General features: G+C 53.9%; 25 protein-coding genes, 1 tRNA gene and 1 pseudogene. 10 read left to right on the top strand and 17 right to left on the bottom strand.

Annotation, left to right across the window (positions count from 1 at the left end):
* Positions 1 to 68 precede the first annotated feature (68 nt).
* The 3 genes from fadJ to ACMV5H_RS19460 all read right to left on the bottom strand — a co-directional run bounded on the left by fadJ (position 69) and on the right by ACMV5H_RS19460 (position 4,042).
* On the bottom strand, positions 69 to 2,237 hold the full coding sequence (gene fadJ / locus ACMV5H_RS19470; protein ID WP_414822304.1) for a fatty acid oxidation complex subunit alpha FadJ: 2,169 nt from the start codon (positions 2,235 to 2,237) through the stop codon (positions 69 to 71).
* Positions 2,234 to 3,547 (bottom strand): acetyl-CoA C-acyltransferase FadI, encoded by a 1,314-nt coding sequence (gene fadI / locus ACMV5H_RS19465; protein ID WP_414822303.1) that lies wholly within the window; start codon positions 3,545 to 3,547, stop codon positions 2,234 to 2,236. The genes fadJ and fadI overlap by 4 nt, the downstream gene beginning before the upstream one ends.
* A gap of 198 nt (positions 3,548 to 3,745) precedes the next feature.
* Positions 3,746 to 4,042 carry a YfcZ/YiiS family protein gene (locus ACMV5H_RS19460; RefSeq protein ID WP_021806065.1) on the bottom strand — a complete coding sequence of 99 codons (297 nt, stop codon included), beginning with the start codon at positions 4,040 to 4,042 and terminating at the stop codon, positions 3,746 to 3,748.
* A gap of 407 nt (positions 4,043 to 4,449) precedes the next feature.
* Between ACMV5H_RS19460 and fadL the strand changes: the two genes are divergently transcribed.
* Complete coding sequence (gene fadL, locus ACMV5H_RS19455; protein ID WP_021806066.1) at positions 4,450 to 5,772, top strand: long-chain fatty acid transporter FadL; 1,323 nt, start codon at positions 4,450 to 4,452, stop codon at positions 5,770 to 5,772.
* Between the two features lie 80 nt (positions 5,773 to 5,852).
* Here fadL and ACMV5H_RS19450 read toward each other — a convergent pair whose 3' ends face one another.
* Both ACMV5H_RS19450 and ACMV5H_RS19445 read right to left on the bottom strand, forming a co-directional pair.
* On the bottom strand, positions 5,853 to 7,640 hold the full coding sequence (locus tag ACMV5H_RS19450; protein ID WP_414822302.1) for a flotillin family protein: 1,788 nt from the start codon (positions 7,638 to 7,640) through the stop codon (positions 5,853 to 5,855).
* 51 nt (positions 7,641 to 7,691) lie between these two features.
* Positions 7,692 to 8,318 carry an OB-fold-containig protein gene (locus ACMV5H_RS19445; protein ID WP_166733048.1) on the bottom strand — a complete coding sequence of 209 codons (627 nt, stop codon included), beginning with the start codon at positions 8,316 to 8,318 and terminating at the stop codon, positions 7,692 to 7,694.
* 83 nt (positions 8,319 to 8,401) lie between these two features.
* On the opposite strand from ACMV5H_RS19445, the gene ACMV5H_RS19440 reads away from it, so the two are divergent.
* Positions 8,402 to 8,572: a hypothetical protein gene (locus tag ACMV5H_RS19440; RefSeq protein ID WP_021806069.1), complete on the top strand. Its 171-nt coding sequence runs from the start codon at positions 8,402 to 8,404 to the stop codon at positions 8,570 to 8,572.
* Positions 8,573 to 8,644: 72 nt separating this feature from the next.
* Here ACMV5H_RS19440 and mlaA read toward each other — a convergent pair whose 3' ends face one another.
* The 10 genes from mlaA to ccmA all read right to left on the bottom strand — a co-directional run bounded on the left by mlaA (position 8,645) and on the right by ccmA (position 16,519).
* Positions 8,645 to 9,406 (bottom strand): phospholipid-binding lipoprotein MlaA, encoded by a 762-nt coding sequence (mlaA, locus tag ACMV5H_RS19435; RefSeq protein ID WP_021178624.1) that lies wholly within the window; start codon positions 9,404 to 9,406, stop codon positions 8,645 to 8,647.
* A 35-nt stretch (positions 9,407 to 9,441) separates the two neighbouring features.
* The gene (gene ccmI / locus ACMV5H_RS19430) at positions 9,442 to 10,656 is read right to left on the bottom strand and encodes a c-type cytochrome biogenesis protein CcmI (RefSeq protein ID WP_021178625.1); all 1,215 of its coding nucleotides are present in this window, start codon (positions 10,654 to 10,656) and stop codon (positions 9,442 to 9,444) included.
* Positions 10,656 to 11,123: a cytochrome c-type biogenesis protein CcmH gene (locus ACMV5H_RS19425; protein WP_021178626.1), complete on the bottom strand. Its 468-nt coding sequence runs from the start codon at positions 11,121 to 11,123 to the stop codon at positions 10,656 to 10,658. Before ACMV5H_RS19425 ends, ccmI begins: the two co-directional genes overlap by 1 nt.
* Positions 11,120 to 11,671 carry a DsbE family thiol:disulfide interchange protein gene (locus ACMV5H_RS19420; RefSeq protein ID WP_021178627.1) on the bottom strand — a complete coding sequence of 184 codons (552 nt, stop codon included), beginning with the start codon at positions 11,669 to 11,671 and terminating at the stop codon, positions 11,120 to 11,122. Before ACMV5H_RS19420 ends, ACMV5H_RS19425 begins: the two co-directional genes overlap by 4 nt.
* Positions 11,668 to 13,638 (bottom strand): heme lyase CcmF/NrfE family subunit, encoded by a 1,971-nt coding sequence (locus ACMV5H_RS19415; protein ID WP_414822301.1) that lies wholly within the window; start codon positions 13,636 to 13,638, stop codon positions 11,668 to 11,670. The genes ACMV5H_RS19420 and ACMV5H_RS19415 overlap by 4 nt, the downstream gene beginning before the upstream one ends.
* Positions 13,635 to 14,129, bottom strand: a complete 495-nt coding sequence (gene ccmE / locus ACMV5H_RS19410; RefSeq protein ID WP_179251728.1) for a cytochrome c maturation protein CcmE — start codon at positions 14,127 to 14,129, stop codon at positions 13,635 to 13,637. The genes ACMV5H_RS19415 and ccmE overlap by 4 nt, the downstream gene beginning before the upstream one ends.
* Entirely contained in the window at positions 14,126 to 14,377 is a 252-nt protein-coding gene (gene ccmD, locus ACMV5H_RS19405; RefSeq protein WP_021806072.1) for a heme exporter protein CcmD, read from the bottom strand. The genes ccmE and ccmD overlap by 4 nt, the downstream gene beginning before the upstream one ends.
* Positions 14,374 to 15,111 (bottom strand): heme ABC transporter permease, encoded by a 738-nt coding sequence (locus ACMV5H_RS19400; RefSeq protein ID WP_021806073.1) that lies wholly within the window; start codon positions 15,109 to 15,111, stop codon positions 14,374 to 14,376. Before ACMV5H_RS19400 ends, ccmD begins: the two co-directional genes overlap by 4 nt.
* Positions 15,112 to 15,227: 116 nt before the next feature.
* On the bottom strand, positions 15,228 to 15,887 hold the full coding sequence (gene ccmB, locus ACMV5H_RS19395) for a heme exporter protein CcmB (protein WP_021806074.1): 660 nt from the start codon (positions 15,885 to 15,887) through the stop codon (positions 15,228 to 15,230).
* Positions 15,887 to 16,519, bottom strand: a complete 633-nt coding sequence (gene ccmA, locus ACMV5H_RS19390; protein WP_037375630.1) for a cytochrome c biogenesis heme-transporting ATPase CcmA — start codon at positions 16,517 to 16,519, stop codon at positions 15,887 to 15,889. Before ccmA ends, ccmB begins: the two co-directional genes overlap by 1 nt.
* Before the next feature lie 237 nt (positions 16,520 to 16,756).
* Between ccmA and ACMV5H_RS19385 the strand changes: the two genes are divergently transcribed.
* From ACMV5H_RS19385 to ACMV5H_RS19350, 8 genes are all read left to right on the top strand, one after another.
* On the top strand, positions 16,757 to 17,692 hold the full coding sequence (locus ACMV5H_RS19385; protein WP_414822300.1) for a formate/nitrite transporter family protein: 936 nt from the start codon (positions 16,757 to 16,759) through the stop codon (positions 17,690 to 17,692).
* Positions 17,693 to 17,789: 97 nt separating this feature from the next.
* Entirely contained in the window at positions 17,790 to 18,641 is an 852-nt protein-coding gene (locus ACMV5H_RS19380) for a MurR/RpiR family transcriptional regulator (protein WP_024485098.1), read from the top strand.
* 284 nt (positions 18,642 to 18,925) lie between these two features.
* Positions 18,926 to 19,357, top strand: coding sequence for a PTS sugar transporter subunit IIA (locus tag ACMV5H_RS19375; RefSeq protein ID WP_414822299.1), 432 nt, complete (start codon positions 18,926 to 18,928; stop codon positions 19,355 to 19,357).
* Between the two features lie 11 nt (positions 19,358 to 19,368).
* Positions 19,369 to 19,842 (top strand): PTS system mannose/fructose/N-acetylgalactosamine-transporter subunit IIB, encoded by a 474-nt coding sequence (locus tag ACMV5H_RS19370; RefSeq protein ID WP_024485100.1) that lies wholly within the window; start codon positions 19,369 to 19,371, stop codon positions 19,840 to 19,842.
* 37 nt (positions 19,843 to 19,879) lie between these two features.
* Positions 19,880 to 20,668: a PTS mannose/fructose/sorbose/N-acetylgalactosamine transporter subunit IIC gene (locus tag ACMV5H_RS19365; protein ID WP_071684095.1), complete on the top strand. Its 789-nt coding sequence runs from the start codon at positions 19,880 to 19,882 to the stop codon at positions 20,666 to 20,668.
* Positions 20,665 to 21,516, top strand: a complete 852-nt coding sequence (locus tag ACMV5H_RS19360) for a PTS system mannose/fructose/sorbose family transporter subunit IID (protein ID WP_115158247.1) — start codon at positions 20,665 to 20,667, stop codon at positions 21,514 to 21,516. The genes ACMV5H_RS19365 and ACMV5H_RS19360 overlap by 4 nt, the downstream gene beginning before the upstream one ends.
* 11 nt (positions 21,517 to 21,527) lie before the next feature.
* A complete protein-coding gene (locus ACMV5H_RS19355; protein WP_115158248.1) occupies positions 21,528 to 22,580 on the top strand; it encodes a tyrosine-protein phosphatase in 1,053 nt (350 codons plus the stop codon).
* A gap of 237 nt (positions 22,581 to 22,817) precedes the next feature.
* Positions 22,818 to 22,892, top strand: a tRNA-Arg gene (locus ACMV5H_RS19350).
* Between the two features lie 235 nt (positions 22,893 to 23,127).
* Here ACMV5H_RS19350 and ACMV5H_RS19345 read toward each other — a convergent pair.
* Positions 23,128 to 23,243 (bottom strand): annotated as a pseudogene (locus ACMV5H_RS19345) (nuclease); the annotation flags it as partial.
* Between the two features lie 52 nt (positions 23,244 to 23,295).
* Positions 23,296 to 23,682 (bottom strand): restriction endonuclease subunit S, encoded by a 387-nt coding sequence (locus ACMV5H_RS19340; protein WP_258557432.1) that lies wholly within the window; start codon positions 23,680 to 23,682, stop codon positions 23,296 to 23,298.
* Between the last annotated feature and the right edge of the window lie 129 nt (positions 23,683 to 23,811).

Raw genomic sequence — 23,811 nt, 5'->3', positions numbered from 1 at the left:
CAAGGAGTGATGGCGATCACAGTGCGGCTCCTTCTCAAACTGTAGCGCAAACCGGGCCGCTATGCTGGTTAACTGCCTTGCGGATAGAAGCGTTCCCCCTGCTCAGCCATGCGCTGCAGGCGTTCGCAAGGAGCAAAATATTCACCGTATTGCTGTTGCAGATAGCGCAGGGTTTTTACCACTTTCTCCGCGCCTAGCTCATCCATATAGCGGAATGGGCCACCCAGGAACGGCGGGAAGCCAATGCCAAATACCGCGCCGATATCACCGTCGCGGGCGCTGCGGATAACGCCCTCATCCAGGCAACGCGCCGCCTCGTTGAGCATCATCATCACACAGCGTTGGGCGATCACCGCATGTTGAATATGCGCCTTGGCGGTGATACCCAGCAGTGGATAGATGCTGCTGTCTGCGCTCTTGCGCTTCTGGCGTGCCCTGCTGCCCTCGGCCGGGTACAGATAAAAACCACGGCCATTCTTGCGCCCTTTGCGGCCGTCTTTCAGCACTGCGTCGAACGCCGCTGGAGCGGCAAAGCGTGGCCCCAGTTCCGCCGTCAGGATCGGGATAATTTTGGTGCCAACGTCGATACCCACTTCGTCCAACAGCATGATGGGGCCCACTGGGAAACCAAAATCGACCAAAGCCTTATCCACCGATTCGATCGGCTCGCCTTCCAGCAGGCAGCGCGCCGCCTCATTAATATAAGGGGCGAGAATGCGGTTGACGTAAAAACCAGCGCGATCGGCGACCACGATCGCCGTTTTCCCCTGTTTGTGGGCCAGAGCAACGGTAGTGGCAATGGTTTGTTCGCTGGTAGTGGCATGCGGGATCACTTCGACCAACGGCATTTTATCCACCGGGCTAAAGTAGTGCAGACCAATAACCTGCTGCGGCCTGGCTGCCTGCGCCGCGATTTGGCCGATCGGTAATGATGAGGTGTTGGAGGCGAATACGGTATGCGGCGCGGCATACCGTTCAATATCGGCCACCATCTGCTGCTTGAGCGCGATATCTTCAAATACCGCCTCCACCACGATGTCGACCCGTTCAAAACCGCTGTAATCGGTGCTGCCGGAAATCAACATCATCTGTTTCTGACGCTCTGCCGGACGCATGCGTTTGCTACGTACCCGTTTGCCCAGCAGATCCCAGGTGTATTTCAACGCATGGTTGATCCCCTGCTCATTCACGTCTTTAATGCGCACCGGTAACCCACCGCGAGTCGCCGTGACGCAGGCAATACCGCCGCCCATCAAACCACCGCCAAGAACACCGATGCGCTGTAATTCATGGGGCTGAGCATCCCCGCCACGCTCTTTTTTCAGCGCCGTAGAGGCAAAGAACAGGCTGCGTAATGCAGCAGACTGTGGTGACATCGCCAGTTCACCGAAGGCGCGGGCCTCCGCTTCATAGCCGCTGGCACTACCCTGATCCAGACCGGTGCGCACCACCTGAATAATACGCTCCGCTGCCGGGTAGTTACCGTGGGTTTTCTCCAGGGTCTTCTTGCGCACGATGCTGAACAGCAGGCTTCTGCCTAACGGACCGTTGAGCAGGCGTTCTTGCCACGGTAACGCACGGCGCGACTTCCAGCCCTGTTTCACACGCTCAATGGCGGTTTGCAGCAGAATAGATTGCGGTACGGCCTCGTCCACCAGGCCCATACGCAGCGCCTGACCCGCGCGAACGTGTCTGCCCGTCAGCATCATATCCAACGCTTTGCTGGCACCAATCAGGCGTGGTAAGCGCTGGGTGCCACCAGAGCCAGGCAACAAGCCTAACTGGACTTCCGGCAGGCCGAGCGCCGTTTTGTCATCCAGCGAACAGACGCGGCTATGGCAAGCCAAAGCCAACTCCAGCCCGCCCCCAAGGCAAGCACCATGAATGGCGGCAACCACCGGCACTGGGAACGCGGCAATCTGTGCCAGCGTGCTCTGCCCCTTCTTCGCCAGCGTTTGTGCCTCTTGGGCCGTATGGCACGCAGCAATCATGGTGATATCTGCACCGGCAATAAAGGAATCTGGCTTGCCGGAGAGGATCACCAAGCCTTCCAGGGTGGCAAGCTGCTGCGCCTTGAGCAGCACGTCGTTGATCTGCTCAACAAACTCCGCCTTCAGCGTATTCACCTTCTCACCCGGCACATCGATGGTGATCACGCCAATATTGTCCGGGCGCAAGGTCAGATGAAATGCCGAAGGCTTGGCACGCTGTTCGTGCAATGCGTTCTCGAAACTCATTTGTCCACCTCCACAATCATCGCCGCACCTAATCCCCCAGCCGCGCAGGCGGTGGCCAGCCCCAGACCGCCACCGCGCCGTTTAAGCTCGTGCAGCGTCTGGGTAATCATGCGTGCGCCGGTCGCGGCAAACGGGTGGCCATAGGCGATAGAGCCACCCAACACGTTGAATTTTTCCATATCCACTTCGCCGATCGCCTGCTCACGCCCCAGCTTCTGCTGGGCAAACTCGGTGCTGGCGAACATTTTCAGGTTGGCCAGCGTTTGTGCTGCAAAGGCTTCATGCATATCGATCAGGGTCAGATCGGCCAGGGTAATACCCGCACGATCCAGCGCCAACGGGGTAGCATAGGAAGGGCCGAGCAGCATATCCTCCCAGACATCAATGGCGGCAAAAGCGAAGCTGCGCAGGTAGCCTAGAGGCTCCAGGCCGAGTTCTTTCGCGCGGGACTCACTCATCATCAGCACCGCTGCCGCACCATCGGTCAGCGGCGTACTGTTGGCGGCCGTGACGGTACCGTGGCGGCGATCGAATGCCGGTTTCAAGCGGGCATAAGACTCCAGGCTGGAATCTTTGCGGACGTTGTTATCTTCGGCCAGCAGGGTTTTATAGGGCGGCACATAGGCGGTCATCACTTCATCGCGCAACAGCCCCTGTTCCCAGGCTTTGGCGGCCAGTTGATGCGAGCGGTGTGCCAAAGCATCCTGCTGCTCGCGAGTAATGCCATGGGTTTTCGCCATTTGTTCGGCGGTATCCCCCATACGCAGGCCGGTAGAGTATTCCGCCACGGCGGGAGGAACCGGCATCAGATCGCGGAACTTAAGCTTGCTGAACAGTTTCAAGCGCTGCGACAGCGTGCGGGCCTTGTTGACGTCCACCAACGTACGAGCCAGCGCCTTGCTAACGCCAATCGGCAGCACGGAGGAAGAATCCGCCCCACCGGCAATGCCAACACTGATGCTGCCCACCATGATACTTTCCGCCACGTTGGCAATCGCCTGGAAGCTGGTAGCACAGGCACGTGAAACGCTATAGGCATCGGTGTGCACGCTCATGCCGGTGCCAAGCACAATTTCCCGCGCAATGTTCGGCGCTTCAGGCATTTGCACCACCTGGCCAAATACCAGTTGTTCGATCAGGGCGGGATCGATGCCGCTACGCGCCAGCAGCTCGCTCACCGCAGTCTTGCCAAGATCGACCGCAGGTATACCGTGATAAGCGGTAGCCTGCTTGGCGAAAGGGGTGCGCAGCCCTTGAACGATGGCGATACGGTCGCCGAGACGGGTAACCAGCGGCAATGCCTTACTCATAAACGCTCCTGAAGAGAGGCCGTCAATACAACGGACAAAAAGAGGTCTGACCTGATGAGGTCATTGTTAACCAAATGTTTACATTTGGCAAACCGGCAGAAGTGAAAACTGAGAGCGGGAGCAACTTTCTGGTAGGGGGTAAAGCGGTGCGGATACCAGCAGGGGCGCATAGTACGCCCCTACGGGATCGGGTCGGGATTAACGCAGGCCGAGCTGGAAGATCATGGTTTCTGCCTGGCAAGAGAAGGTGAAATCCACATCCAGTTGCACGCCGCCGTCAACCGGTTTAATGCTACTGCTGATGTCACAAGGATCGGACTCCACGCCGCGCGCCTTTTCAGTCAGTGCTGCCAGGGTTTGCTCTGCATCTTGCTGATTGGCAAACACTCGGCTGTAGGAAGCGGTGCAATCGGTGTTATCCATCACGGTTCCGACATCGACACAGCAGCAGGCCGCAGTTTCCTGAGCGTTACATTTATTGATTGCATCTGACATAGTTGAAATCTCCTCACGGGCCGCAGTTACGCTCGCCCAAATAGCCATTTATGATCTGGCGCAAATAAACAAAATTCTGTGTTTATTTTACTCCTCGGGCTTGCCAATCACTAGCCTTACTTTTTGTAAGCATTTTAAGTGACGGAAATCACATAACTAAATCGCCACCTGGTAAAAAAACATAAGAGTTTTGTTATGTATCGGTCGTTTTTTGTTATGTGGATCTCTTTTCTGATATCAATTTGGAAATATTTCAAAAACAAACTTGCAACATCTTAACAGGTCGGACCTATAATTCAGCCACTGGTCTGATTTGTCAGATTGATAACGGACCCTACAATCGCGCGCTCCATGTTACTTTGTGTAACATTGTTTAAATAATAAACACATAAAATGAGGTTTTGGTCATGAGCCAGAAAAACCTATTCACTAAATCAGCTCTCGCAGCTGCAGTGGCAATTATTTCTTCGAACGTGTATGCCGCAGGATTCCAGCTGAACGAGTTCTCGGCAGTTGGTTTAGGGCGAGCCTATTCTGGCGAAGGCGCAGTGGCGGATACCGCAGCCTCAGCAAGCCGTAACCCGGCGACCATGATGATGTTTGACCGCCCTTCTTTCTCTGCGGGCGCCGTTTTTATTGACCCAGACGTTAACATTACCGGCACCTCACCTTCAGGCCGCAGCCTGGATGCGAAGAACATTGCCCCGACCGCCTGGGTACCCAACCTGCACTACATCCAACCGCTGAATGACCAATGGGCCGTTGGCGGTTCTGTGACCAGCAACTATGGCCTGGCCACCGAATACAACGAAGGCTACACCGCTGGCTCCGTCGGCGGGACTACCGACCTGACCACGGCAAACCTCAACCTGAGCCTCGCATACCGTCTGAACCAACAATTCAGTTTCGGTCTGGGCTTCGATGCAGTGTATGCCAAAGCCAAGATCGATCGCTTCGCCGGCGATTTACCACTGCTGCTGGCAGGCTCCGGCAAATTGCCTCCGGCGCTGGCTGGCCAGGTAGCCAGGATCCCTGCCGATACTCAGATCTCTCATCTGGAAGGTAACAAGTGGGGCTACGGCTGGAACGCTGGCATCTTGTATCAAGTAGACGACAGAAACCGTTACGGCTTCACCTACCGCTCTGAAGTGAAAATCGACTTTGACGGTGACTACCGCAGCAGCCTGCCTTCCGCCTATAACGGCCTGCTGGGGCAGTTTGGCCTGCCAATGGGGACCGACGGTAACAACGTCCCGGGTTCTCTGACCCTGAACCTGCCAGAAATGTGGGAGGTCTCCGGGTATAACCGAGTGGCACAGCAGTGGGCGATCCACTACAGCATGGCCTATACCAGTTGGAGCCAGTTCCAGGAGCTGAAAGCAACAGACAGCAACGGCAAAACGCTGTTCCAGAAGCATGAAGGCTTCCGTGACGCTTACCGTATCGCGCTGGGTACCACCTACTTCTACGACGATAACTGGACCTTCCGTGGCGGTATCGCCTTCGATGATAGCCCGGTTCCGGCACAAAACCGCTCTATCTCAATCCCGGATCAGGATCGCACCTGGATCAGCGCCGGTACCACTTACGCGTTCAATAAAGACGCTTCTGTCGACGTGGGTGTGTCCTACATGCACGGCCAGAAAGTCACCATCAAAGAAGGCCCATATACCTTCGAATCGAAGGGTTCAGCCTGGTTGTACGGTGCTGGCTTCAACTACCGTTTCTAATCTGTTTTCCTGGACAGAAACGTAAAAACGGCGGGATTATCCCGCCGTTTTTTATTCTATTAACCCCATCCAGTCGTAACTCAGGAAAGGCTTACCGTCGTGATGCTGTGCTCAGTCGACGGAGCATACGACTCCGGCTTTTGTTCCGTAATTTCTTCTTGAACGACTACAGCGCCAGGCTCCGCCACCGGAGCAACTGGCTGCGCCTGCGGCAAAGCAGCGGTCAACGCCTGCAATGAACCACCGCTGATACCGATTTCCTGTAACAGGGAATCGATGACCGGTGCATGCGTGCGGTAGGCGAGCGCGGCAGACATCGCCTGCTCGGCCAGGTTGCCGCCGCCGACCGAAGCCGCCGTCGCCCCTGCGATACCGCCAGAACGGTTCAACCCATCCACCTGCATGATCTTGATGCCTTCGATGGCCTTCATCGGCTCAACGGACTTCTCGATGATCGCCGGCAGTGCCTGCAGCAGTGCCAGTTTGAACTTCAGGCTGGTCTGATCGCTGGAAAGCATGTTGACCGCTTCGTTCAACGCACGCTGGGTTTCCGCCTCTGCCAAGCCTTTCTTACGTGCGGCTTCGGCCAGTTCAATGATGGCAGCGGCCTGCAGTTCAGCGGCCTCTTTCTCCGCACGGGCTTTCAGCGTCAGTTGCATCGCCTCGGTTTCCGCCCCTTGACGGGCTTCAATCAGAGCAACCTGTTTGGCACGATCGGCTTCGGCAGTCTGGCGCGTGGTTTCCACGTTTTGCTCCGCTTTCACCGCTTCGGTCAACGCGTCATTGGCGCGCGCCTGAGCCTGGGACTGCTGCTCGGACTTGGCAGCAATGGCGATGGCCTTATCCTGTTCGGCGATTTCCGTCACTTTTTTCTGCTCGATGGCGGCCATTTCAGTGACTTTATTCTGCTCGATCTCTTTGACGCGGATTTCACGGTCCGCCTCTACCTTACGGGTCCGTACCGCCTGCTCACGCTCGATTTCCGCCTCCTGGATCTGGCGCTCGGCGGAGATGCGGCTCTGTTCGGCCTCGCGGCGGCGCTCCGCTTCGAAGGTGGCGATCCGGGAGCTTTGCTCGGCGCTGCGGGTCTTGACCTGCTGCTCCTGCTCAAGCGACATGAAGGCTTCCTGCTGCTCGATCTCCAGCTTGCGTGCCATGGCATCGCGGTTTTTCTCGCGTACGGCGACCTCCACGTCCTGCTCAACTTCGTTACGCTCGCGACGACGGCGTTCGGTTTCCTGCGTCAACTTGGTCAGCCCTTCGGCATCGAAGGCGTTGTTAGGATCGAAATACTCTTTCGAGGTCTGGTTAAAGTTGGTCAGCGATACGCTTTCCAGCTCCAGGCCGTTTTTCGCCAGATCTTCGGATACAGTGCTCTGCACGCCCTGCACGAAGTTTTCGCGCGTATCTTGCAGGTCTTGCATGGTCATCTGCGCTGCGGTGGAGCGTAGGGCATCAACAAACTTGTCTTCCACCAGTTGGCGCAGATCTTCCGGTGACAGCGTACGCTGGCCCAAAGTCTGTGCGGCAGTGGAGATCCCTTCAATGGTCGGTTGCACGCGGACAAAAAATGCCACCACCACGTCGACGCGCATTCTGTCCTTGGTGATCAGGCTGTCGTGCATGGCACGGCTGACCTCCAGCTTCAGGGTCTTCATGTTGATTTCAACAATCTCATGAAACACCGGCAGGGAGATGGCACCACCGCTCAGCACCACCTTGAGACCGCCCAGACCGGTACGTACCAACGACTGTTCCGCCGAAGCGCGGCGATACAGACGTGAAAAAATCAGTCCGATAATCAGCAGGACGACAAAGATACCACCCGCAATCGAACCCCAAAACGTAAGACCATCACTAATTATCACTAGGGCTACCTCTCCATCAGTATTATCAAAATAATTCCGTTAAAACCGCGTTCACAGCAGGTCCGGCCAAGGGTTGGCGCTACCGCTGAAGCGAGAACCGGAGATGCGCGCCGTAACCAGCACCTTGGCTCCACGCACAAAGGCGGCGTCCGCCTCATCCGGCTCGATCAAAATATAATGGGTACGCCCGTGCTCGTCAGTCAATCTGGCTTCTGCCGGGGAGCCAGCCGTGGCCGTTGCGCCAGTCATGATTGCCATCCGGCCAATAAAGCTGTCCGTGGAAACGGCGCTGCTTTCGTCACGTGGCAAGTAGCGAGCAATGCCGCGGCCACACCAGCGTACGCTGAACACAGCGACGATAAAGGCAACGATCACCGCCAGCCACACCGGTAGTTCACCGCCTGCCAGCCATTGCAGTATCAGGCCACTCAGTGAAAAACCGCCGAGAAACAGCACGATGATGATCAGCAGCGGCAAGCGCCCGATATGCAGCCAGCTCAGACCCTGGGCGAAAACGTTCTCACCCAGGGTAATATCCGGATGGGAGTCTATAGCCGCATCGAAATGGCTGGAAAGGGAAGCACCGAGAAACACCGCCAGCGTTTCCAGCACACCGATAAACAGCAGCAGGAGCAGAGCGATCAAGAAAGGGGCATTGCCTGAAGAAAGTAGGTCCATATTGGCGTTCTCCGTGCGCATCACAGCGAAAATATCGCGGCAGCAGAAAACCGGCAGGAAAGAGGGTACAAAACGCGGTAAAGATGATGCTGCAATCCGCTATAAACGTTCCTTGTGCCACACAAGCCGGTTCCCAAGCCACGGGCTCTGCCTTCCAAGTCACCAGCGGCAGTCGCCTGGCGCAGATTTTAGCATTTACTGCCGCGCCATCCCAGAAAATCATCAATAAAAATGATTATCATTTACATAAATAAAAAAGGATCCCTACACTTCCGGGATCCTTTTTCAAACGGTATTCACCACAGGATAATTTGAAAGAACAATCCTTAGTTGGCGGAGTCGATCTCGTCCAGATCGCCCTGGATCGCCTTGGCATTCGGGTTTTCCTGCGGCTTGAGCACCCCGCCATTCGCCAGGAAGTCATGGCGTTGGAAATAGGCGTCACGCACCATCGCATAGGGATCGGAAGAGTTGCGCAGCAACCCATCGGAATCCAGCAGTTGAGCACGGGTTTCAACCCCTTCCACTACCCATTTCCCCGCCGACATCCAGAAGGTGAGATAACTCAGCACCGGATAAACGCTATCCGCCCAATCGCCACCGTCTTCACGAATAGTGAAGCTTCCGTAGACCGGTAAGTGGACATACGGGCCGTAACCTACGCCGTAGTTCCCCAAGGTGCCACCGAAGCGGCGTGGTTCTTCACGCGCCAGTTTCGGGTTAGCCATACTGGCCACGTCGATCAACCCGCCCATCCCCAACAGGGTGTTGAGGAAGAAACGGTTGAAGTGCTTCATGCCCTGATAAGGGTTACCACGCAGAAATTCGTTCACCATGCTGGCCGGCTCTTCCAGGTTGGAAGTAAAGTTGCTCAAGCCATTACGCGCAGGCATCGGGACGTAATCACGCCATGCCACCGCAACCGGGCGCAGCACGTAGGGATCCATCACGTTATAGTTGAAGTTAAACATCGCCCGGTTAAACCCTTCAAGAGGGTCGGAACGCCCTTGCGGATCGTCACCAGGCGAGCTGGCACAGCCTACCAATAACACCGTTGCGAAAGCCAGCCCAGTCAGGCGAAAGTTCATATTTATCTCCATGAAAACCCTTGGATTCTTTTTTATCAGGGAACCTGTTTATCTATCTGAACGCTGACCTGTTCCTTGCCGCTATAGGCTTGCAGCGTACTATCGCCAAACCAGTCGCCCGCCTGTGGCGTTGCCAAACCATCCTGTGACAGCCTGACGTGCACCTTCACCTTCTGCTGAGCCGAGAGCAGCCGCTCAGGCATCATGGCGTTGCTGTCATCCAATGTGAATGATAGCGGGAAACGACTCAGTGGCAATTGCTTGACCGCTACCGGCACCGGGTTGGTGCCATCGGTAACCGAAACGATCAGCGTTCCTTGTTGTGGTAATGCTTTTGCCGCCTCTGGCGACAGCGTGACAGTGACGGAGAGTTTAACAGTTTCTGCGCCCACCTGAACTTTTGCTTGTTCAATACTGCGCTTTATCACTGCAACACGCTGGTCATCGGCAGGTAACAGTTTCAACATTACCTGCCAGGCACCGATCGCCTGTTGGTAATCGCCCTGCTCAAAGGAGTTGAACGCCAACAGGCTCAGTACACGCACGTTGGTGTGATCTTCTGCCACCATGGTGCGCAGCATTGCGGTGGCCTGCTTGTTGTCTTCCGGATCGCCCGAGCGCGTCAGCACTTCAGCATAGCCCAGGCGCACTTCCATATTGCTCGGATCCAGGCTGTAAGCTCGAGCAAAAGCCTGGGTCGCGGTGGTGGCATTATTCAACGCCATCCCGACACGGCCAAGCATCATCCAGTCGTTCAGGTTCCTGTCATCGTCCTGCAACGAGGTGCGTAAACCCAAGCCAAGACGGGCGATCTCTTCCATACTCAGCGGTTGGGCACGCTCATTCGCCACCCGCGCACGCAGTTCCGGCATTTGGGATTCTACCTGATGCCAGGCCATAACCTGAGCCAAACCGCCGGTTTTCAGATAAAAGCCAACCGATACCACCACCAACACCATCACGCCAGGCACTAAAGCCCAACGATTGATAGGCCGTGCAGGCTGCTCATCCGGTTGCCCAGGAATATCGTTCAGCAAGTTCTGTTGCAGCTCTTTGACCAGCTCCGGGCGTTCCGCAACTACCCCTTGATCTTCATCTTGTGCCAGCTCGTCAAGACGATCCTGGTAGAACGCCTTGTTGAGCGTATCGCGGCTGGCCGCCGTACTTTCTTTGCCTTGGCGCATCGCAGGCACGACCAGCAACGCGCTCGCACCGACCAACAGCACTATAATTATCAGCCAAAAAGCCATTAGGGTTTCTTCCTGTCAGTCTCTTTCAACAACGCCGCAAGACGCTGCTGCTCCTGCTCGGAGAATTCCTCGTTGACTACGCCCGCCCGCCGTTGACGAGTGCGCAGTATCACCACCGCCCCGCCAATCAGCACAAACAGCAGCGGCCCGACCCACAAGATCAAGGTTGCTGGCGTCACCGGGGGTTCATAGGTCACAAAATTACCGTAGCGCGCCACCATATAGTCGATGACCTGCTGCTTGTCTTGCCCCTGCATCATCAGCTCATACACCTTAGTGCGCATATCCGCCGCGATGATGGCATTGGAATCGGCAATGCTGTTGTTCTGGCATTTAGGGCAGCGCAACTGTTCGGTCAACTCACGGTATTGCTGTTCCTGCTCCACCGAATTGAATTTGTAGGTATCGATAGCCGCAGCAGCACTCCAGCTTAGCAATGCCGCCACCAGTAAGGTTATCAGCCTCATGCGTCGCCCCCATATTTACGGTACAGCGGTAACACTTCCTGCTGCCAGACACGCTCGTTCATGTCCCCGGCGTGGCGGTAGCGGATAATGCCTTCACCGTCGATCAGGAAGGTCTCAGGTGCGCCATACACGCCGAGATCCAGCCCCAGCATGCCGTCGCCGTCGTACAGGCTCAGCGCATAAGGGTTACCCAACTGATTGAGCCACACCACCGCCTTCTGGCGATCGTCTTTATAGTTTAGCCCGACTACGCGGATGCCTTTGGCCGCCAGAGTATTGAGATACTCGTGCTCTGCCCGGCAGGTGGGGCACCAGGTCGCCCACACGTTCAGCAATATCGGTTTGCCCGTGCGCAGCACCGCCTGATCGAAGGTTTTACCTGGATGTTCCAGGGATTCCAGCTTGAAGGTCGGCACCGGTTTACCAATCAGCGCAGACTCCAGCATGGTGGGATCTTCCCCGCCGGCGTTACGCGTCAGCTGTACCAACAAAGCCACCACCAACAGCAGGAACAGGATTAACGGAATAAATAACAGTTTGCGGTTCATGCCTGCCCCCCTTGTTTGGCTTCACGTTTGAGTTTTTTGCTCATGCGATAGCGCGGATCAAGAATACATAGCACGCCGCCGATCGCCATAAACACCCCACCGAACCAGATCCAGCGGACAAAAGGTTTGTAGTAAAGCCGTACGGCCCAGGAGCCATCGTCCAACTCTTCACCCAACGCGGCGTACAAATCGCGCGTCAGGCCACCGTCGATGGCGGCCTCCGTCATCATGCTGCGCGCCACGCTGTAATAACGTTTTTCCGCATGCAGGGTGGCTTCTGCCTTACCGTTGCGGGTGACATCGATAATCCCGACACCGCCGGTGTAGTTTGAACCGCGGATATCGTGAACGTCGCGGAAGATGAAGCGATAGTCGTGAATTTCCACGCTATCACCGGCTTTCATGCGGACATCACGCTCAACGCTGTAGTTTTGGCTGAAGGCGATCCCGATCACCGTGACCGCCACGCCCAGATGGCCTAACACCATGCCCCAATGACTACGGGAAAGGTGCCTGAGCCCCTGCCAGAATCCGTGGCGATGGGTGGCTCGCTCATGCAGCTCCATCAGAGTCAGCAGGATCACCCAGATGGCCATGATCAGCCCAACCACCGTCATGCCGACGATACTGTCTTGCAGCAGCCAAGGCAGCAGGATTGACAGCACCAGCATGATCACCAGCGCCACGCCCAGGCGACGCCAGAGCTTGGTGGGTTCGTCACGACGCCAGCGCACCAACGGCCCGATGCCCAGCAGCAGCGCCAGCGGTGCCATCAACCAGGTAAACATGGTGTTGAAGAAAGGCTCGCCGATGGAAATACTGCCCAGCCCCAACTGTTTATGCACCAACGGCAACAAGGTCCCCAGCAACACCACCAGCATGGCGGCGATCAGCAGGACGTTGTTGCCCAGCAGGAAGGTTTCCCGCGAGAAGGTTTCATGCTGCACCCGGCTACGCACCTGCCCGCCCTTCACGGCATACAGCAACAGCGAGCCGCCAATCACGATCACCAGATAGGCGAGGATAAACATCCCACGCGCCGGATCGGAGGCAAACGAGTGGACGGAGACCAGCACGCCGGAACGCACCAGGAATGTGCCCAACAGACACAGGGAGAAGGCCGTGATCGCCAGCAGCACCGTCCAGGCTTTGAAGGCCCCACGTTTTTCGGTGACCGCCAGCGAGTGCATCAAGGCCGTACCGGCAAGCCATGGCATAAAGGAGGCGTTTTCGACAGGATCCCAGAACCACCAGCCGCCCCAGCCCAGCTCATAGTAAGCCCACGCTGACCCCAACACGATGCCCATGGTCAGGAAGACCCAGGCCGCCGTAGTCCACGGACGCGACCAACGAGCCCAGGCCGTATCGAGCCGCCCGGCCATCAGTGAGGCAATGGCGAAGGCAAAGGCCACCGAGAAACCCACGTAGCCCATATACAGCAACGGCGGGTGGAAGATCAGCCCGATATCCTGCAACAGCGGGTTAAGGTCGCCCCCGTCGATCGGGAAACTCGGCAAGGTGCGGGTAAACGGGTTGGAGGTCATAATGATGAACAGCAAGAACCCGGCGGTGATCATCCCCATCACCGACAACACACGCGCCACGGCATCCTGCGGCATTGCACGGCTGCACATGGCAACCGCCAGTGACCAGCAGCTCAGCAGCAACACCCACAGCAGCAGGGAACCTTCGTGCGCCCCCCATGTTGCCGCAATGCGGTAATACACCGGTAGCTTGGTGTTGGAGTTGGCGGCTACATAGGAGACGGTAAAATCATTGGTAATAAACGCATACACCAGGCAGGCAAATGCCAGGGCGATGGCGATAAACATGCCATAGGTTAACGGGCGGGCTACCGCCATCATGCGCGTATCCTGGCGCGCCGCTCCCCATTGCGGGTAAATGCTCAGCAGCAACGAAATCGCCAACGCCAGGCACAGCAGAAAACTTCCAAGTTCCGGCATCATGACTTGTTGCCCCCGTCCGGCGAACTGCTATAGGTAGCGGCCGGGCTTTTATGATTCTCTTTCATGGCATCCGCGACTTCTGGTGGCGTATATTTTTCATCGTGTTTGGCCAGCACTTCACGCGCGTTGACCACATTACCTTCCCCCAGCACGCCCTGTGCCACAACGCCCTGCCCCTCACGGAACAGATCCGGCAAAATCCCGTTGTAGGTTACTTCGATGGCCCCGCGGGCGTCATATACCTTGAAGCTCACCTGCAGGCTTTGCTGATCGCGTTTGACCGAGCCAGGCATCACCATGCCACCGATACGCAGGCGCTGGCCCACCTCCGGTTTTTCATGCTTTTCACCCTTGCCTTGCAGGATCTCGCTCGGGGTGTAGAACAGGTCGATATTGGAGCGCAAGGCATACAGCATCAGCGTGGCGGTGAGCGCGACACCAATCAGTACGACAATGACCAGATAGAGGCGGCTTTTACGACGTGGATTCACTGTGATTTCTCCCGCGAGTTAACAGGCTGCGGTGTGGCCGCGGATTGCTTTGACTGTTGTGACTGGCGGATCCGCCGTTCACGCGACGCCTGGCGGCTGACTTCGGCCAGTAACTGCTTACGCTGCCACAGGGTGTGGACCAGTAGCCCCAACAGGGAAAGCAGGGTTACGGCCACGGCCAACCAAACGTAAAACGCATAACCGCCCATGGCGAAAAACGCCTGCCAGGAACTGAATGCAGCATTCATGACTGACGCTCCTTGCTAACTAATTCGGCGACCCAAGGGCGCTGACGTTCCTGGAAAAGGATCAGATTGCGCAGGCGCATCAAGGTCAGCGTAATAAAGAACAACAGGTAACCGAAGATCGCCCAACGCAGCGGGTAACGCATGCTTGGCGCAATGCTCTGCTGCATATTGGTTGAGCCCTGGTGGAGGGTATTCCACCATTCGACCGAAAAGTGAATAATCGGAATGTTGATCACCCCTACCAGCACCAGAATACCGGCGGCTCGTCCGGCCAGGCGGCGATCGTCGAAAGCGTTATACAACGCAATGATGCCCATATAAAGGAACAGCAACACCAGCTCCGAGGTCAGGCGAGCATCCCACACCCACCATGTGCCCCACATCGGTTTGCCCCAGGCAGATCCGGTGACCAGAGCAATAAAAGTGAACACCGCACCAACCGGAGCCATGGCCGCGACCACGGTATCGGACATTTTCATCTGCCAGACCAGGCCGATAAACGCCGCTATCGCCATCGAGCCATAAATGCCCATCGACCAGATGGCCGCCGGAACATGAATGTACATGATACGGAAGCTGTCACCCTGTTGATAATCTTTAGGTGCGAAACCGAAGCCCCACACCCAGCCGATCAGCAGACAGATGGCGCCCGCTATCCCCAACCAGGGGACAAAGCGGCCACAGACATGGTACAGCCGTTCCGGCTTGGCAAATTGATGTAACCATTTCCACATTATCGTCATTGCTCACGGTAAGAAATCATTCAGTAACCGCTCCCTGATGGCAGAACGGCGAAAGTCTTGCGCACGGAAAAGCTCTTATAGGCATTCATCCGCGATTAAATTTCCAGCTAGTGTACGCTTACACGCAACGCAGCTGCGGTGGCAAAAGGTGCCAGCGTGATGCTGCCCGCCAGCATCGCGCCCAGGATGGCCAGGTAACCGTCGATCGGCATCCCCATCGAGGCGGCATCTATCGCCGCGGTAGCGAAAATCAGTACCGGAATATACAGTGGCAGCACCAGCAAACTCAGCAGCACGCCGCCTTTGCGTAGCCCCACCGTCAACGCCACCCCGATAGCACCAATCAGGCTCAGCGTTGGGGTGCCCAGCAGCAGGGTCAGCGCCATCGCCATCCAGGTATTCACATCCAGCGACAGCAGCAGCGCCACCAACGGCGACAGGATCAACAACGGTAACCCGGTCACTACCCAGTGAGCACACACTTTGCCTAACACCGTCATTGGCAGTTGCGTTGGCAATAACAGTAGCTGCTCCAATGAGCCATCCAGATAGTCATCACGGAACAATCGCTCCAGCGAAAGCAACGAGGCTAACAGCGCCGCTACCCAAATAATCCCCGGCGCAATACGCGCCAGCAATTGTGGTTCTGGCCCAACGCCCAACGGAAACAGCGTGATCACGATCAGGAAGAACCACAGCGGGTTGACGATCTCGGAGCCTTTACGAAAGGCAATTTTCAGTTCCCGCCGCAGTATGATGAAGAACATCAGGCGATCTCCGCGCTGGTCTGTGTCAGGCGAATTTTCCTTACCGCCTGCCGTGTACCGGTTAAATCTTGATGCGTCGTTAGCAGCACCATACCGCCCTGTTGCGCATGTTGCTCAAACAGCGCGGTCAGCTCCAACACGCCCTGCTTGTCTATGGCCGTCAAGGGTTCATCCAGGATCCACAGCGGGCATTTGCTGAGCCAGAGCCGTGCCAGCGCCACGCGCCGCTGCTGCCCGGCGGAAAGCTGCGCCACCGGCAAATCCTCATAACCGACCAAGCCTACCTGCTCCAACGCCTGCCAGATGGCCTGACGATCGGATGACTGGCTAACCGCCTGGTAAAACTGCAAATTCTCAAACGGGGTCAGCATGGATTTAATCCCTGGCTGGTGCCCCAGAAACAGCAGGTCCAAATGATATTGCTCACGGCGATGGCGCGTATTTTCGCCCTGCCACAGCACTTCGCCTGCGTCTGGCTGCGCCAACCCGGCCAAAATACGCAGCAAGCTGGTTTTGCCAGCGCCATTAGGGCCTTCCACCTGAATAATGTCGCCCGGGCTCACCAAAAAACTCAACCTGTCAAACAGAGTTCGTTCATCTCGTACACAACTAAGATTTTTGGCTTCCAGCATGGAGGACTCATATTTTTCTTTGGGATAGCGAATCATAGCATAAGCCACAGTGCGCTCGTAGCCCGCAGCCTGGCTTGGATGTACTCCATTAGGGGTAATATTGCGCATCAGATCAAAATTGCGTAGAAAAAATCATCAACGTTAAAATTTCGTTACTTTTTCATCATTTTTCCGGCGCACTTTCCTTCGCCCCATCAGCAACTACGCTTTAGTTATCAGCCAATAGGAGAATGACCATTGAGCACAAAACCAGATCGTCCAGCCAACAGCGATGAAAACAGCGTCAAGGTCGAAAGCGAAGAGCACGATCGGGGCAAATCCACCATTGAGGTCGATGAGGAAAAACTGCCCTCGCGCGCCGCTGCCGTGCATGAACAAATCCGCATGGAGGGGGAGAAAGAACTGGAGCGTGACTGGCTGGCGCTATTGCTGTCAGCCTTGGCCGCCGGCTTGTCGATGGGGGCTTCTCTGGCAGCTAAAGGAATTTTTCACGCACGGCTACCGGACGACCCAAGCCGATTTTTTATCGAGAATATCGGCTATACCTTCGGCTTTATCATCGTCATCATGGCTCGCCAGCAGCTGTTTACGGAAAACACCGTCACTGCAGTGTTGCCCATCATGCATAAACCGACGCCGAAGAACTTCGTCATTCTGTTCCGCCTATGGGGGATAGTGCTGTTGGGGAATCTGCTCGGCAGTGGCCTGGCCGCGCTGGCATTTATCTATATGCCTATTTTTGATGAGAATACCCGTGCGGCCTTCACCAGCTTGTCACAGGAAATCATGCATAACACCCCGGGAGAGATGTTTGCCAACGGCATCCTGGCGGGTTGGATCATCGCCACGATGGTGTGGATGTTCCCTTCGGCCAGGGCTGCCAAAATCTGGGTGATCGTACTGATGACCTACCTGGTGGCGATTTGCGATCTGACCCATATCGTGGTCGGTTCCGTCGAGATCCTGTACCTGGTGTTTAGCGGCGCACTCCCTTGGCAGGAGTTCTTCTACCCGTTCGCCATCCCGACGTTGGCGGGCAATATCATCGGCGGCAGCTTTATCTTCGCGCTGATCAGCCATGCGCAGATCCGTAACGATATGAGTGACAAGGCCAAGGCAGAACGGTTGAAGGCTCAGCAGGATAAAAAGCCCAAGGAGAATACGGATAGCTAGAAAGACTTGCCGCCGCACCGATTCGCCGTTTGATAAGGTTGGTGCGAAATTGTATTATAAACAACGAATAACATTCTTACCCGGCGAAAGGTGTTAGATGTTCGACTTAAAACTTAGAGAAGTCAGCAACGGATTATCGGCTAAAGAACGTGGCGTAGCCGACTATATTATTGCGAATAAACAGTCGCTAAAAAATATGAGTATCCAGACGCTGGCAAAAGCTAACGACGTCAGCACTACCACCATCCTACGTCTCTGTCATAAGCTCGGGTATCAGGGATTTAGCGACCTTAAAATCGATTTGATCACCGCCTCAGGTTCCAGCAAACAAGATAACGTGTTGCAGGAAGACATTAATCTGGATGACTCAATAGAAACGGTGAACGGTAAAATTCACCTGATAGAAAAATCCTCTATTGATGAAACCCACGCCATGATGAATAGCGAGCAGTTGGCCAAAGCCAATGAGCTCATAAGAAATAGCAATAAAGTGGTGATCTACGGTGCAGGCAGTAGCGGACTGGTAGGTAAAGAGCTCGAATACCAGTTGATCAAGATAAAGAAAGACGTGAGCTGCCACCTGGACTACAGCATTCAATTTAGCATCGTCAATACGCTGGATAAACACGATCTGCTGATCATTATCTCCCACTCCGGTGAAAATCAGGATGGGGTCAAGTTGCTGACCTTGGCACAGCAGTTGGGTGTCCCTTCTATCGCCATCACCAAAATGGGCCAAAGCCGCATCTCTGGCTTGGCCGATGTGTTATTGCATACCATTTCCACGGAAAGCGTTTCCCGCCTGATCCCTATCCGCTCCAAGATTTCCCAGCTTTCGGTGATCAACATGCTGGTGACTAACCTGTTTATCCAGCAGTACGACGAGCGTTTATTAAAGCAAACCCAAACCCGCGCTGAACGTTTTTACAACCAAAACAACAAGCCTTAACCAGGTCACATACCCTCGCCAGATTAAAACGGGGCGCTGCATGCTGCGCCCGCTCATACAATCCGCACTTTCGCCCCTGCCTATTCCTCATCTTTGCTCCCCATCTCCTCCTCAAGCCAAAGCCAGCCTTCCAGGCAGCATTAACCACCAAAGGGTGATCGGCTTCTCAGAACGCAGAAAATCCACTTCTCATGGTGTCCATTTCAATTTAAAGGTAATAGTATTACTAAAAAATAAAACACACAAAGTAACAATGTTACACAAAGAATTATCCAGGAGAGACGATGCAAGCTGAGATCCCTGTCATATTAGTGAGCCACGGCCCCTTTGCCCAAGGTGCGCTGACCTGTGCCGAGATGCTGATCGGTAAGCAAGACAACGTTGCGGTGGTTTCCATTCAGGAAGACACCAATATCAGTGATGCGCGCGTCACGCTATTTGATACCTATAAATCGATTAACCAGGGCAACGGAGTGGTGATCCTGGTGGATATGATGGGTGGCTCGCCGTGTAATTTGTCTTGCGAGCTGTTGTTAACCCATGATGACGTGTTGTTATTCTGCGGTTTTAATATTCCGACCCTGCTTGAAGTTTTCAGCAATCGCGAGTTGTCATTAAATGAGATTGGAACCGTTATCGAGGAGGTTTTTCCAAATAGTTGCTTCAACGTTGGGAAGATTTTACAAGCTGAGCGGGAACAGTCAACCGAACTTTAAGGAAAAATACCATGCCAATTAATTTAGCCAGAATTGATGATCGCCTTATTCACGGCCAGGTGATCACCACGTGGGTTAAAAACCATGATATTGAACAGATCCTGATTATTAATGACAAGGTTGCCGGTGATAGCGTTCAGCAATCGGTGATCACCATGTCAGCACCACCTGAATTAAAGGTTCAGGTGTTTGGCGTACAGAAGTTTATCGATGTACTGAAAAAGGCAGAAATTAAAAGACGCACCATGCTGCTGTTTACCAACAGTGTCGATGTCCACGCACTGGTAGAAGGTGGGCTGAAAATCGACAAGCTGAACGTGGGTGGCATGAGAATGCAGGAAGGCAGAAAGAGCCTTTCACGGGCCGTTGCGGTAACACCAGAAGAAGAGCAGGCGTTTAAATCGCTGATTGCCAAAAATATTGCGGTAGAAATACAAATGGTGCCGAAAGATCCCATTGTGGAACTGAAAACATTGATCGATTGATTAGGTAAATTTTACGTAATCGCTGGGGGATACAACGATGTTAATGGAAGCAATCTTGGTGGCCATTTGGGCAGGTATCTGCTCAATGGATGACGTAGGGCCACAAATGCTGCGGCGGCCGCTGTTAACCGGCACGGTAGCGGGCATCATCATGGGGGACATGGTTCAAGGGTTGGCGATCAGTGCCACGCTTGAACTGATGTGGATGGGCATCGGTAACGTAGGCGCCTACTCAGCTCCCGATATTATTGCGGGATCGATCATCGGTGTCGCTTTGGGTATCGCCTCCAAAGGCGGTATTGCCGCGGGTATCGCACTGGCGGTTCCGGTCTCTATTCTTTGCCAGCAACTACTGATCGTCTGGCGTTCTTTTGCCAGCTTCTTAAACGTCTGGGCGGAGAAATCGATTCAATCGGGGGACTATCAAGGCCTAGTCAAGGTCCACTATTTCTCGACGCCGCTGTGGTTCTTGATCCGTGCCGTTCCCTGCTTCCTGGCAATCTACTTTGGCGGGGACCTGGTCAGTAAAGTGTTAGAAGCCATACCGGCCAGCATTTTAACCGGCATGGGCGTGGCCTCTAAAATGATCCCAGCCATCGGCGTGTGTATCTTATTGCTGATGCTGTTAAAGGGCCGGATGTGGTTCTTCTTCCTGCTGGGCTTTATTCTGACCACCTATTTAAAACTGCCGATTATCCCGATTACCTTTATCGCCCTGGCCTTTGCCGTGCTTTACGACATGGCTTATACCAACGGCATGAATACTCCAGCACCAGAAAAGAGCAAAGCGACCGCAACGGACACTGAAGAAGAGTATGACTTATGAACGAGACAATTTCATATCATGGTGTGAGCCCCACCACTCAGGATAAAAAGCTGACCAAGGCCGATTTAAACCGTATTTTCTGGAATATTCAGACTATGTCATTCTCATATAACTATGAGAAGCTGCAAACTATTGGCTTTGCGCATTGCATGATCCCGGTGCTCGACAAGTTGTACGCCGATGCCGATAAAGAAACGCGCGTACGGGCCATGAAGCGGCACCTGGAATTCTACAATTCACAGATTAACACCGGCGCACTAATTTTGGGCGTTACCGCCGCGCTGGAAGAAAAAACCACAGAAGAAGAGAAAGAAGCGGTAGTTTCTGTTAAGGCAGGTTTAATGGGCCCGCTGGCTGGTTTAGGCGATAGCCTGTTGAAATTCACCTGGCTGCCGATCTGCGGCAGTATCGGTGCCGCATTTGCCCTGCAGGGTAATCTTATCGGCCCGATACTGATGTTTATTCTCTTCAACCTGGTCAATATCGGCTCGAAATATTTCTTTATCCATTATGGCTATAACAAGGGCGTGGATTTAATCGAGCAGTCGAAAAACTCGAATATTATTCAACGCATCTCAAACGTAGCCAACGTGGTGGGCGTGATGGTGCTAGGCTCGCTGATAGCCACCACCGTCAAGATATCGACCCCCTTGGTGATCGCCGTTGGCGAGCAGTCGATAAAAGTCCAGGAGATGTTTGACAAGGTTGCACCTAACCTGCTGACGTTACTGTTTTCCTTGGGCATATTCTTCCTGGTCAAAAGGTTTAAAGGAAAATATACGGTGTCACTCATCATTGCAATGATGGTGTTCGGCGTCATTTGCTCCATGTTTGGCATTTTAAGTTAAAGGGAATAGTGATGAATTCGAAGATTCAGTTATCCGTCAGCAGAAAAAACAAGACCCAACTTGAGATAAGCTTTAATTCAGATGCAGGCCCGGTGTCGCTATACTGGACAAAAGATAATGATGCCAACAGTCAGGAACGCTATTTAATTACGGACAATGCCACTAGCCCCTATTTATTGGACGATCCGTTAAAGGCCGAACAGCGCGTTTATTTTATTATCGAGCAGGGAGGCCAAACTTATCTTGCCGCAGAAAGAACCCTTCCCGTTGGCGGATTAAATAACTTCCGGGATTTTGGCGGCTACGTGGGTGCTGGCGGCAAACAAGTAAAATGGGGAATGCTGTACCGTTCGAACCATTTACACCATCTCAGCCCGCAGGCCGTGGCATACATCGAATCGTTGCAGATTCAGACCATTATTGATTACCGCAGCGCCAATGAGATTGCCAAAAGCCCCAACGACTCAGTTGGTGAGAAAAGAACCTATCACCTGGATGCGGCGGCACAAACCGCAGAGCTGGCGGCCCAGTTTTCCGCCGAGCCCAGTGACGAAGATCGCATGCTGATCGAAAGCGTTATGCGTGATATCCCTGCAGAACTGATCAATGGGCAAGGCGCACAGGTTTTAGAACAATACAGACACTTCGTGACCAGTGACAAATCTAAAACAGCGTTTAAGACCATGATTGAGGTGTTGTTAGATAAAGACAACAGCCCACATATTCAGCACTGCCGTGGGGGCAAAGACCGCACGGGCTATGGCGCTTTATTGGTTTTATCCATGCTGGGGGTTTCAGAGGATGACATTATTGCCGATTACATGCTAACCCAGGCCAACCGGATGGCGCGCAACGAGGTAAAAATGGCCGCCTACCGTAAAATAACCGGCAACCAAAATGTACTTGATTACCTGCATACGCTGATTGATACGCGCGAATCCTTTATTGTTGAGGTGTTCAACACCATGAAACAACAATCTGGTAGCGTTGCGGGTTACATCAAGCAGGAATTAGGCTTTACCGACGCCGACTTTAGCAAGATGCAGCAAAACTTTTTAATTTAACCCCTTAGAACCAGACAACTCCTTGATACCACGGCGGCAGCTGTGGGGCACTGTGACATACCTCGCTCCTGCCGCTCGCCCTTCACCAAAGCGCCTGGCTTCTGCCGCAAACTCACATTGATGGGCGGCTAACGGCAAGAAATGGGCTAAAAACAGAGAAAACCGGTTACATTTCAGACGATCAGGCCAATAACCTCTTAAACCCAAGCGTAAAAATGGGTATACTGCGCCCGCCGTGTCCCCTTAGTTAAATGGATATAACGAGCCCCTCCTAAGGGCTAGTTGCAGGTTCGATTCCTGCAGGGGACACCATTTCACAGTTCGCCACCTTCCGTATTAGTTCGCAAACCCCCTTAGGTTCCAGCGCTCATCTAAAATCATCGTCCGCCGCAGTTCGCATTAGTTCGTTGACAGCCGCACCCCATCGCGGGTAAATAACGAGTAAAATATTTTACCCAACGGAATTTTACCCATGCTGGCTGTGAAACAAGGTTGATGCCGTAAGGCTAAAGGACGAACCATACTGCCTATTGTCGGTACGGCAATCCATTGTAGTAGGATCGTTTAAAATCATCTTCTCTAGCAACTGCTCACTAGGCAGCTTGCTGATGGTTAGCGGCTGAGTTTTTCCCCCACCCGCCAGATATCATGATGAACCGGCATCGTCTGTTCCTTAGTTTAATGCTGCGTCGGTAAGCGCATCCGCTAGGTGAGCCTAGGTTTGCTGGGCGGATTGCAGGCGAGATTTGAGTGATTCGCAAAAACTCAAAAAAGCATCCATCTTTTCTACAATCATCTTCTGCATTGATATAGGCGGAAGGACTAATTTTAAATTTGATAATTCAGAAGAATTAATATTCTTAACCCCCGTAGTTGTTCTGATCGGTTTCTCTATTTGATCGCGAATAAAATCTGTCTTCATCATTAATGATATATATTCAGCACACACAGCATTATTAAATATTCTTGCACGAATTAAATAACCAGCATAAGCATGATCAACTAAAGTTCGCCGTAATAAAGTACATTGACCAACTATACCAAGGCTTCCATTTGAGCGGATAAAAATCAAATCATCCTTTTCTAAGGACAACTCTTTCACTTTGACCCTACCCCAAAATCCTGCTCCATTCAGAAACAGAATTCCGGCATGATAAACACTCCCCCTGAGTGGAGGTTGTGCCGATGAAAAAGTCACGATTCACCGAAGAACAGATTGTCTTTGCCCTGA

The sequence above is a fragment of the Serratia sp. N21D137 genome, assembly GCF_047530005.1.
GTDB lineage: Bacteria > Pseudomonadota > Gammaproteobacteria > Enterobacterales > Enterobacteriaceae > Chania > Chania fonticola_B.
This window is presented reverse-complemented; position numbering and strand designations above follow the sequence as displayed.

Coding starts and splice junctions, on each gene's coding strand:
- fadI (WP_414822303.1), bottom strand. CDS start 3,547: ATGAGTAAGGCATTGCCGCTGGTTACCCGTCTCGGCGACCGTATCGCC.
- ACMV5H_RS19445 (WP_166733048.1), bottom strand. CDS start 8,318: ATGGACCTACTTTCTTCAGGCAATGCCCCTTTCTTGATCGCTCTGCTC.
- ACMV5H_RS19370 (WP_024485100.1), top strand. CDS start 19,369: ATGCCAATTAATTTAGCCAGAATTGATGATCGCCTTATTCACGGCCAG.
- fadL (WP_021806066.1), top strand. CDS start 4,450: ATGAGCCAGAAAAACCTATTCACTAAATCAGCTCTCGCAGCTGCAGTG.
- mlaA (WP_021178624.1), bottom strand. CDS start 9,406: ATGAACTTTCGCCTGACTGGGCTGGCTTTCGCAACGGTGTTATTGGTA.
- ACMV5H_RS19365 (WP_071684095.1), top strand. CDS start 19,880: ATGTTAATGGAAGCAATCTTGGTGGCCATTTGGGCAGGTATCTGCTCA.
- ccmI (WP_021178625.1), bottom strand. CDS start 10,656: ATGGCTTTTTGGCTGATAATTATAGTGCTGTTGGTCGGTGCGAGCGCG.
- ACMV5H_RS19420 (WP_021178627.1), bottom strand. CDS start 11,671: ATGAACCGCAAACTGTTATTTATTCCGTTAATCCTGTTCCTGCTGTTG.
- ACMV5H_RS19440 (WP_021806069.1), top strand. CDS start 8,402: ATGATGCTGCAATCCGCTATAAACGTTCCTTGTGCCACACAAGCCGGT.
- ACMV5H_RS19425 (WP_021178626.1), bottom strand. CDS start 11,123: ATGAGGCTGATAACCTTACTGGTGGCGGCATTGCTAAGCTGGAGTGCT.
- ACMV5H_RS19380 (WP_024485098.1), top strand. CDS start 17,790: ATGTTCGACTTAAAACTTAGAGAAGTCAGCAACGGATTATCGGCTAAA.
- ACMV5H_RS19375 (WP_414822299.1), top strand. CDS start 18,926: ATGCAAGCTGAGATCCCTGTCATATTAGTGAGCCACGGCCCCTTTGCC.
- ccmB (WP_021806074.1), bottom strand. CDS start 15,887: ATGTTCTTCATCATACTGCGGCGGGAACTGAAAATTGCCTTTCGTAAA.
- ACMV5H_RS19355 (WP_115158248.1), top strand. CDS start 21,528: ATGAATTCGAAGATTCAGTTATCCGTCAGCAGAAAAAACAAGACCCAA.
- fadJ (WP_414822304.1), bottom strand. CDS start 2,237: ATGAGTTTCGAGAACGCATTGCACGAACAGCGTGCCAAGCCTTCGGCA.
- ACMV5H_RS19415 (WP_414822301.1), bottom strand. CDS start 13,638: ATGATGCCGGAACTTGGAAGTTTTCTGCTGTGCCTGGCGTTGGCGATT.
- ccmA (WP_037375630.1), bottom strand. CDS start 16,519: ATGCTGGAAGCCAAAAATCTTAGTTGTGTACGAGATGAACGAACTCTG.
- ACMV5H_RS19400 (WP_021806073.1), bottom strand. CDS start 15,111: ATGTGGAAATGGTTACATCAATTTGCCAAGCCGGAACGGCTGTACCAT.
- ccmD (WP_021806072.1), bottom strand. CDS start 14,377: ATGAATGCTGCATTCAGTTCCTGGCAGGCGTTTTTCGCCATGGGCGGT.
- ACMV5H_RS19460 (WP_021806065.1), bottom strand. CDS start 4,042: ATGTCAGATGCAATCAATAAATGTAACGCTCAGGAAACTGCGGCCTGC.
- ACMV5H_RS19360 (WP_115158247.1), top strand. CDS start 20,665: ATGAACGAGACAATTTCATATCATGGTGTGAGCCCCACCACTCAGGAT.